The organism is Pseudomonas sp. UBA6276 (assembly GCF_002438365.1).
Taxonomy (GTDB): domain Bacteria; phylum Pseudomonadota; class Gammaproteobacteria; order Pseudomonadales; family Pseudomonadaceae; genus Aquipseudomonas; species Aquipseudomonas coleopterorum.
Genome location: NZ_DJUS01000068.1, coordinates 97901 through 107966 on the forward strand (window position 1 = coordinate 97901; position 10066 = coordinate 107966).

General features: G+C 63.2%; 6 protein-coding genes. 2 read left to right on the top strand and 4 right to left on the bottom strand.

Features of this window, described 5'->3' with window-relative positions; genetic code table 11:
- The first annotated feature begins 64 nt into the window (after positions 1–64).
- On the top strand, positions 65–2530 hold the full coding sequence (locus B2V21_RS08285) for a filamentous hemagglutinin N-terminal domain-containing protein (RefSeq protein ID WP_286916562.1): 2466 nt from the start codon (positions 65–67) through the stop codon (positions 2528–2530).
- A gap of 14 nt (positions 2531–2544) precedes the next feature.
- On the opposite strand, the gene B2V21_RS08290 is transcribed toward B2V21_RS08285, so the two are convergent.
- Both B2V21_RS08290 and purL read right to left on the bottom strand, forming a co-directional pair.
- A complete protein-coding gene (locus B2V21_RS08290; RefSeq protein ID WP_049861261.1) occupies positions 2545–2856 on the bottom strand; it encodes a YqfO family protein in 312 nt (103 codons plus the stop codon).
- A gap of 3 nt (positions 2857–2859) precedes the next feature.
- A complete protein-coding gene (purL, locus tag B2V21_RS08295; protein WP_286916563.1) occupies positions 2860–6759 on the bottom strand; it encodes a phosphoribosylformylglycinamidine synthase in 3900 nt (1299 codons plus the stop codon).
- Between the two features lie 217 nt (positions 6760–6976).
- On the opposite strand from purL, the gene mltF reads away from it, so the two are divergent.
- Positions 6977–8437 (top strand): membrane-bound lytic murein transglycosylase MltF, encoded by a 1461-nt coding sequence (gene mltF / locus B2V21_RS08300; protein WP_056844198.1) that lies wholly within the window; start codon positions 6977–6979, stop codon positions 8435–8437.
- A 67-nt stretch (positions 8438–8504) separates the two neighbouring features.
- Here the strand turns inward: mltF and tadA are convergent, their stop codons facing one another.
- Together tadA and B2V21_RS08310 are read right to left on the bottom strand one after the other, a co-directional pair.
- Entirely contained in the window at positions 8505–8987 is a 483-nt protein-coding gene (gene tadA, locus B2V21_RS08305) for a tRNA adenosine(34) deaminase TadA (protein ID WP_282347742.1), read from the bottom strand.
- A gap of 3 nt (positions 8988–8990) precedes the next feature.
- A partial coding sequence (locus tag B2V21_RS08310; protein ID WP_286916564.1) for a multicopper oxidase family protein occupies positions 8991–10066 on the bottom strand: 1076 nt, incomplete at its 5' end.

Here is a 10066-nt window from a genome sequence, read left to right on the forward strand (position 1 = left end):
AATCCACTGTGCATCGGCCATCGGTCGATGCACAGACCAATCCTGGACCTAAGGAAAGACCTCGATGACCCACGCCTCAAAACACTTACGCCACCTGACCCTACGCTCACTGCCGCTGGCCATCGCCGCTGCGCTGCTGGTGCCTTGCTCATACGCCGGCGCCGATGGCCTGACAGCATTCGATGGGGCCGCTGCGAAGCCAATCATCCACAGCGACCGTACCGTGCCGGTGATCGACATCGTCGCGCCCAACCAGGCGGGCCTCTCGCATAACGTCTACAGCGAATACAACGTGGGCACCGAGGGTGTGGTGCTCAACAACAGCGTGGTGGCCGGGCACAGTGAACTGGCCGGCGCGATGCACGCCAACCCGCAACTGGGTGGCACGGCCGCCAGCACCATCCTCAACGAGGTGGTCGGGCACAACCGCTCCAACATCAACGGCCCACAAGTGGTCTTCGGCGCGGCGGCAGACTATGTGCTGGCCAACCCGAACGGCATCACCCTCAACGGCGCCAGCCTGGCCAATGTGCCGCGTGCAACCTTTGTGGTCGGTTCGCCCACGCTGCAGGATGGACACCTGCACCAGCTCGACACGCAGGCCGCCAAGGGCGTTCTGCGCGTGGACAAGAACGGGGTGAACAACCTGGACGGCAGCCTTGCGCTGATAGCGCCTAGCATCGCCAGCAACGGATCGATCCGTGCAGCCGGCGACGTTGACCTGTTGCTCGGCAGCAATGTCATCGATTACGCCAGCAATGAAGTCGTCAGCAGTACGCGCACGCCCAAGCGCATCGATGCCAACCTGCTTGGCGCCATGGACAGCGAGGGTCGCATCCGCGTCGTCAGCACCCACGAAGGTGCCGGTATCAAGATGCCGGGTGTCCAGATGAAGGCGGACAAAGGCATCAGCATCGCAGCCGCAGGCGACATCACCCTGCAGGGCCGCGCCAGCGGCGATGAACCGGCGCCACAGGCACGCCTCGACGCGGGCAGCGCAGAGCTGAGGGTGAACAGCACGCAACAGCTCAACCTGGCCGACGCGCAGCTGCGCAGCCAAGGCGAGCTGTCCCTGACCGCGCATGCCCTGCGCAGCCAGGGCGTGGATGCCGTCGCCGAAGGCGCCTTGCGCATCCGAGCCAGCACGGCGAGAAACAACGCGGACCAGGCGCAGGTCAGCCGCTATCAAGGCAGCGAGGTGGATGTCTCGGTCGACGGCAACATCAACGACGTCGGAACGTCCTATCTCACCACCACCGGCATGACCCGCATCACCGCCCAGAACCACGACCTCAAGGCCGCTGCGGACAAATCCGCCGAAGGTACGAGCCAGGCCAAGGTAGGGGTCATTGCCGGTAGCGCTGGCGTGGACATCCGGCTCAAGGGCGATGGCCACTACGAAGGCACAGCGTTCAGCAGTACCCAAGGGCCGATCGCCGTGAACGCCGGTGGCGCACTGTCGCTGAACCAGGCCAGCAACCACAGACAGTCCGTTGACGATCAGCGTACCCGCAACGAGCGCCAAGCCGTCGTGGCACGCTTCGACACACCTGGCGCGGTCAGCCTGTCCGCTGGACGTGACGCCTTACTGACAGGCGTGCAAATCGGTTCGCAGGAGCAGAAGGTCGACACGCTGAACATTTCCGCAGGCGGAACATTGCTCAACCTGGCAGCCATCGACAAAGTGACCGCCACCGGCCATCACGTATCCAGCAGCGAGCAGGGTCTGCAGATGACCCAGACCGAGCAGGACAGCTATCGCCAAGTGCATTCGCAGTGGCGGGTTGCCAACGATGCCAACCTGAGCGCATCGGCGCGTCACAACCAGGCAATCACCCTGCAAGGCACCGAGCTCGATGCCGCCCGCATTCGACTCCAGGCTACCAATGGCGGCGTGCAACTTGAGGCTTCGACTCAGCGCACCCAGGCGGACGTGAAGACGTTCGGCATCGGCTCGTCCACCGGCGGCTCGCAACTGGCCATCACCCAGTACAAGGAAGACAGCAAGACCTATCGCAACGCCAAGCTGGTAGCCGATGCCGTCACTGTCGATACCCAGGGCCAACTGCGACTCAATGGTGCCGAAGTTCAGGCGCAGACGATCACGGGCAGCGTGGGCGGCAATCTGGTGGTCACCAGCCGCAGTGACGATGTGAAGGTGCTGAACGTGGAAGGACAAGCTCAACTGGGTGGCAAGATAGCGCCCGACACATTGGCCAGCGAGGCTGCACTGCTGGCCGGCAAATGGAATGAACCGGCAACCGCAGCCTTGCACGCCTATGGTCTGGCAGGTACAGGCAGCCTGATAGAGCAAGGCCGTTTCGATTTCAAGCGTACTGACCGGCAGGGCATTGCCCAGGCGTCCGCTTTGTCGGCCAGCGACGGCGTGAGTCTGAAGGTGGCTGGGGTAGTCGATCAGGCGCAGGAAACTCAAGGCGTGAACGAGCTGCAGAGTCACAACCTGGTGAACGTGCGCGGGGGCAATCTCGACATGGCCAAACGAGTCTACGGCCAGATGCGTCTGCGCTAAAGAACAGTGGCGGCTTACAGCTCGTGAAGCCGCCACACTTCATAGGCCGGCGTTTCGTAAGGGTGGGCAAGCTTGAGTGCTTGCACCACCTGTGCGATGAGCGGATCGGCCACGACCAGCTCGACCTTCCACTCTTCGACCTTTTCCACGACGTCCGCTTGCCCGCAAAAGGGTTGGCTACCTGCAAGCGGCCGAAACTGGCCCTGCCCCATCACCTGCCAAGCGCAGCTGTCGTAGGCGCCGATGCGACCGCCACCGGCGGCGAATACAGCGCTTTTGACAAGCTCGACATGGCTGTCGGGAACGAAGAAGGCCAGTTTGAACACGCTTTAGTCGACCCAGACACGGGCGTTGCGGAACATGCGCATCCAGGCACCGTCCTCGTTCCACTCCTCAGGCTTCCAGGAGTTCTGCACCGCACGGAAGACCCGCTCCGGGTGCGGCATCATGATGGTCACGCGGCCGTCGCGGCTGGTCAACCCGGTGATCCCGCGCGGCGAGCCGTTCGGGTTGGCCGGGTATTGCTCGGTGACCTTGCCGTGGTTGTCGACGAAGCGCAGGGCCACACAGCCCGATACATCGGCCTGCAGCAAGGCGTCGGCCGAAGCGAATTCGGCGTGGCCTTCACCGTGGGCGATGGCGATCGGCATGCGCGAACCGGCCATGCCCTGCAGGAAGATCGAATTGGATTCCTGCACCTGGACCATCGCAACGCGCGCTTCGAACTGCTCGGAACGGTTGCGCACGAAGTGCGGCCAGAACTCGCTGCCCGGAATCAGTTCGTGCAGGTTGGACATCATCTGGCAACCGTTGCACACGCCAAGGGTGAAGCTGTCGCTGCGCTCGAAGTACTGCTGGAACGCATCACGGGCACGGGCATTGAACAGTGCCGACTTGGCCCAGCCCTCACCGGCACCCAGCACGTCACCGTAGGAGAAGCCGCCGCAGGCGACCAGACCTTTGAACTCGTTGAGATCGACACGGCCGGCAAGAATATCGCTCATGTGCACGTCGATGGCATTGAAGCCGGCACGGTCGAAGGCTGCGGCCATCTCGACCTGGCCATTGACGCCCTGCTCGCGCAGCACGGCCACCTGTGGGCGGACACCCTTCTTGATGTACGGCGCAGCGATGTCTTCGTTGACGTCGTAGCTGAGGTTGAAGCTCAGGCCTGGGTTGTCTTCTTCGAGCAGCGCATCGAATTCCTGATCGGCGCCAACGGCGTTGTCGCGCAGTCGCTGGATCTGGTAGCTGGTCTCGGCCCATTGGCGTTGCAGCAGACGGCGCTCACCGCTGAACAATACGTCGTCGTGGTAGCGGATGTTCACCGCACCGTTGTTGATCGGTTGGCCGATCACCGCGACGCAGTCATTACCCAGGCCCGCAGCGCTGAACTGCGCCAGGATCATCGGCGTGGCGTCCTGACGGACTTGGATCACTGCACCCAGTTCTTCGTTGAACAGCACTGCGCCCACTTCCTCGCGGCTGTGCGCCACGGTGGCCAGTTGCAGGTTGAGCCCGCAATGACCGGCAAAGGCCATTTCCACCACGCTGGCCAACAGGCCGCCGTCGGAACGGTCATGGTAGGCCAGCAGATGGCCGTCGGCGTTCAGGCCCTGGATCACGGCGAAGAATGCCTTGAGGTCTTCGGCATCGTCGACGTCGGGTGCCCGGTTGGCCAACTTGCCATGCGCCTGAGCCAGGATCGAGGCGCCCATGCGGTTCTGACCACGACCCAGGTCGATGAGGATGAGGTCGGTTTCGCCCTTGTCCATGCGCAGTTGCGGGGTCAGGGTCTTGCGGATGTCGACCACCGGAGCGAAGCCGGTGATGATCAGCGACATCGGTGAGGTCACGCTCTTGTCGGTGCCCTCCTCGCTCCATTGGGTCTTCATGGACATGGAGTCCTTGCCGACCGGAATGGTGATGCCCAGCGCCGGGCACAACTGCATGCCGACCGCTTGCACGGCGTCGTACAGACGCGCATCTTCACCTGGATGGCCAGCCGCGGACATCCAGTTGGCCGACAGCTTGATGTCGGAGATTTTCGCGATGCTCGATGCGGCGATGTTGGTCAGGGTTTCGCCGACCGCCATGCGGGCCGAGGCCGGGGCGTCGAGCAATGCGAGCGGCGTGCGCTCGCCCATGGCCATGGCTTCGCCGCTGTAGACATCGAAACTGGTGGCGGTGACGGCGACGTCGGCCACCGGTACCTGCCACGGGCCGACCATCTGGTCGCGTGCTACCAGGCCGGTGATGGTGCGGTCGCCGATGGTGATCAGGAAACTCTTGCTGGCCACGGCCGGGTGATGCAGCACGCGTTCGATGGATTCGGCCAGGTCCAGCTGGGCCGGGTCGAAGTCGTCACCCAGCGTCTGCTCTCGCACGGCACTGCGGTGCATGCGTGGCGCCTTGCCCAGCAGCACTTCGAGTGGCATGTCGACCGGACTGTTGCCGAAGTGGCTGTCGGTGACGGTCAATTGCGGCTCTGCGGTGGCCTCGCCGACGACGGCGAACGGGCAGCGTTCACGCTCGCAGATGGCCTGGAACCGCTCGAAGTCGGCCGCATCGACGGCCAGTACGTAACGTTCCTGGGATTCGTTGCTCCAGATTTCCAGCGGGGCCATGCCCGGCTCGTCGTTGGGCACGTTGCGCAGCTCGAAGCGACCTCCGCGGCCACCGTCGTTCACCAGCTCGGGGAACGCGTTGGACAGACCGCCCGCGCCCACGTCGTGGATGAAGCTGATGGGGTTCTTGTCGCCGAGCTGCCAGCAACGGTCGATGACTTCCTGGCAGCGACGCTCCATTTCCGGGTTTTCGCGCTGTACCGACGCGAAGTCCAGGTCGGCCGAGCTGGTGCCGGTGGCCATGGAGGAAGCGGCGCCACCGCCCAGGCCGATGAGCATGGCCGGGCCACCGAGGACGATCAACTTGGAGCCGACGGTGATCTCGCCTTTCTGTACGTGCTCTTCGCGGATGTTGCCCATGCCGCCGGCGAGCATGATCGGCTTGTGATAGCCGCGCACTTCTTCGCCGTGGGGGGTGTCGATGCTTTGCTCGAAGGTACGGAAGTAGCCAGTCAGGGCCGGGCGACCGAATTCGTTGTTGAACGCCGCGCCGCCCAGAGGACCGTCGATCATGATGTCGAGCGCAGTGACGATGCGCTCGGGCTTGCCGTAGGGTTTTTCCCACGGCTGCTCGAAGCCCGGAATGTTCAGGTTGGACACGGTGAAACCGGTCAGGCCCGCCTTGGGCTTGGCGCCGCGGCCCGTTGCACCTTCGTCGCGAATCTCGCCACCGGAGCCGGTAGAGGCGCCTGGAAACGGCGCGATCGCCGTAGGGTGGTTGTGGGTTTCCACCTTCATCAGGATGTGCACCGGCTCCTGCACCGCGCCGTACTGGCGGGTTTCAGGGTTCGGGAAGAAGCGCCCGGCCACGCTGCCAACGATGACCGAAGCGTTGTCCTTGTACGCCGAGAGCACGCCTTCGCTGTGCATCTGGTAGGTGTTCTTGATCATGCCGAACAGGCTTTTTTCCTGGCTCTGGCCGTCGATATCCCAACTGGCGTTGAAAATCTTGTGGCGGCAGTGCTCGGAGTTGGCCTGGGCGAACATCATCAGTTCGATGTCGTGCGGATTGCGCGCCAGCCCCTGGAAGCTGCTGACCAGGTAATCGATTTCGTCTTCGGCCAGGGCCAGACCCAGCTCGACGTTGGCCTTTTCCAGCGCGGCACGACCGCCACCCAGGATGTCCACGGCGGTGAGCGGCTTGGGTTCGGCATGACGGAACAGGCCGGCGGCCTCGTCCAGACGGGACAGCACCACCTGAGTCATGCGGTCATGCAGTACGGCGCCGATCAGCTCGGCGTCAGCCTCGCTGAAATCACCAGACACATAAAAGGCAATGCCGCGCTCCAGACGTTGAACCTGGGTCAGGCCGCAGTTGTGGGCGATATCGCTGGCCTTGCTCGACCATGGCGAGATGGTGCCGAAACGCGGCAGCACGAGGAACAGCCGCCCGGTGGGCTCCTGAACCGGAACGCTGGGGCCGTATTTGAGCAGACGGGCAAGGACTTGCTGGTCGTCGCTGGCCAGCTCGCCTTCGACTTCGGCGAAGTGGGCGAATTCAGCATACAGGCCAGTAACAGCGGGGACCTTCTGGCTCAGTTGCTCGAGTAATTTACCGTGGCGAAAGGCAGAAAGGGCAGGAGCGCCGCGCAGGATCAACATCGTCGGGACAGCCTCGAAAGGGGGTGTGCTTGGAGGCCGTGCATTCTAGCCTAAAGCGTTGCGCTAGGCACCCGACGGATGGAAAACACCGCGTTCGTTCGTCAGATCCCGTGGGATGGGCGGTCGAGGGGTGGTCACGCAGGTCTGGCAGCTCTAGCAGACTCCCCTACATACTGTCGAGATATGGCTGAAGCGGCCGTTTGCGTATACTGCACCCATGCTCACCCAGACCGTCTTACGCTCGCGCTGCGCCAAATGGCTCTTCGCAACCGGACTTCTCCTGCTGCTCAGTGGCTGTGTTGATAAACCCAGCACGCTCGAGCGGGTCAAGGAGGACGGCGTGCTGCGCGTCATAACCCGCAACAGCCCGGCGACCTATTTCCAGGATCGCAACGGTGAAACCGGCTTCGAATACGAGCTGGTCAAGCGTTTCGCCGATGACCTGGGTGTCGAGCTCAAGATCGAAACCGCCGACAATCTCGACGATATCTTCGCCGGCCTGAGCCAGCCACAGGGCCCGGTGCTGGCGGCCGCCGGCCTTGTCACCAGCGAGGTGCGGGAGAAACAGGCGCGCTTCTCGCACCCTTACCTGGAAGTGACGCCGCAGGTCATCTATCGCAACGGCCAGAACCGACCCACCGATGCCGCCGAGCTGGTCGGCAAGAAGATCATGGTGCTCAAGGGCAGCAGCCACGCCGAGCAATTGGCCAAGCTGAAGCTGCAATATCCAGCCCTTGAATACGAAGAGTCCGACGCGGTCGAGGTGGTGGATCTGCTGCGCATGGTCGACGAAGGGCAGATCGATCTGACCCTGGTCGACTCCAACGAAGTCGCCATGAACCAGGTGTATTTCCCCAATGTGCGGGTCGCCTTCGACCTGGGCGATGGCCGCGATCAGCGCTGGGCCGTGGCCAGCGGTGAGGACAACAGCCTGCTAGACGAGGTCAACCGCTTCATCGACAAGGTCAAGGGCAACGGCACCCTGCAGCGACTCAAGGATCGCTACTACGGCCATGTCGACGTCCTTGGCTACGTCGGTGCCTACACCTTCGCCCAGCACCTGCAACAACGTCTGCCCAAGTTCGAGAAAACCTTCCAGTCCTCCGCCAAGCAGGAAAAGGTCGACTGGCGACTGCTGGCAGCCATCGGCTATCAGGAGTCCATGTGGCAGGCCAGCGTGACCTCCAAGACCGGCGTGCGCGGCTTGATGATGCTGACCCAGAACACTGCCCAGGCCATGGGCGTGAGCAACCGCCTGGACCCCAAGCAAAGCATCAACGGCGGTGCCAAGTACTTTGCCTACGTCAAGGACCAGCTCGACGCCAGCATCGAGGAGCCCGATCGGACCTGGTTCGCGCTGGCGGCCTACAACATTGGCGGCGGTCATCTGGACGACGCGCGCAAACTGGCCGAAGGCGAAGGGTTGAACCCGAACAAATGGCTGGACGTAAAGAAGATGCTGCCGCGCTTGGCGCAGAAGAAGTGGTACAGCAAGACTCGCTACGGCTACGCCCGCGGTGGTGAGCCGGTGCACTTCGTCGCCAACATCCGCCGCTATTACGACATTCTCACCTGGGTGACCCAGCCGCAGCTCGAAGGCAGCCAGGTTGCCGATGGCAACCTGCATGTGCCGGGTGTCGACCAGTCAAAGCCCGCACAGCAGACCCCACCCCTCTAAAAGCACGCGGTGATCTTGTGGGAGCGGGCTCTGCCCGCGAAAAGGCCCTCGACACCTTCCTTCAATCTCAACCCTTCGCCCGCCGCGCCCTGAAAAACTCGCTCAAGATAGCCCCGCATTCTTCAGCCAACACCCCCCCCTCCACCACCAGCCGGTGGTTCAGAAAGCCCTGACTGAAAAACTGCCCCTGGCTCTGTACCACGCCGGCCTTGGGTTCGAGCGCACCGAACACCACCCGCGCAATGCGCGAATGCACGATAAGCCCCGCACACATGCTGCAAGGTTCCAGGGTGACGTACAGGGTGCTGCCCGGCAGCCGATAGTTCTGCACCGCTTGCGCCGCGTTGCGGATCGCGACCATCTCGGCGTGGGCGCTGGGGTCATGGCCACTGATCGGGCAATTGAATCCGCGCCCGACGATTTCGCCCTGCTGCACCAGCACCGCGCCCACCGGCACCTCGCCCAGCGCCGCGCCCTGGGCTGCCAAGGCCAGGGCCTCGGCCATGAAGAACTGATCGCGGCTGCGATCGATGATCTGTGCGTACTTCAACGTTCAGGCAACCTCTATTGCGGCCATGAGTCCGGTTTCCATGTGGTCGATCACATGGCAGTGGAACATCCAGATACCCGGATTATCCGCTACCAGGGCCACTTGGGCACGTTCGTTCTTGCCCAGGAGGAACGTGTCAGTGAAGTACGGAATGATCTTGCGCCGATTGGACGCGATCACCTTGAAGCTCATGCCATGCAAGTGAATGGGGTGCTGATACTGCGTCATGTTCTTAAGCTCCAGCACGTAGCTCTTGCCCAACTGCATCTTGGCAATGGGGCGATCAGCGCAGGTCTTGTCGGTGATGTCCCAGGCGATGCCGTTGATCTGCCACAGGCTGGGCGGCTTGCCTTCGGTGGTGTCGGACACCTCGCCTACCCATTCGAAGTTGAAATTGAGCTTCTCGGCGTTGGCCAAGTCCGGCTCGGCGATGGGGTTGGCGGGCAAGGCAGGTGGCCAGTCGCTGGCCGCTGCCTCGGCCGGCACCGAGCGCAGCGTGCCCAGACGCACCGAGCCATCGCGGATGGCGATCTCTTCACCGGCAGGCGGCATCTTGACCGCAAGGCAGACGCGCATGCCGGGGCCCATCCAGTAATCCTTGCCGAACGCACGGGGCTCGATCGGGTTGCCGTCCAGCGCATACAGACGCATCTCGGCGTCGCCACGGAAATTCAGGCGGTAGGTGGCGGTGTTGTCCAGGTTCAGAATTCGCACCCGGACGATCTGCCCGGCCGGCAGATCGATGGTTGCCCGATGCACACCGTTGATCGTCGAGAGTCGCCCCAGAGTGCCGTTTCGCGCCGCTTCGCGAGGAATGCTGAACGGCAGGAACGCGCCCTCCTCGTCCACGTGCCAGTTCTTCAGATTGAGCACCGCTTCGTGAGCGAAGCCGGTCGGTTCGCGCTCCTCGACGATCAACGGGCCGACCAAGCCCCGGCCCAGTTCCTCGCTGCTGGCGACATGGGGGTGATACCAGTAGCTGCCGGCGTCGGGTACGCGGAAGCGGTAATCGAAGTATTCACCGGGCTTTACCGGCAGCTGCGACACGTAGGGCACGCCGTCCATGTCCAGCGGCAGGC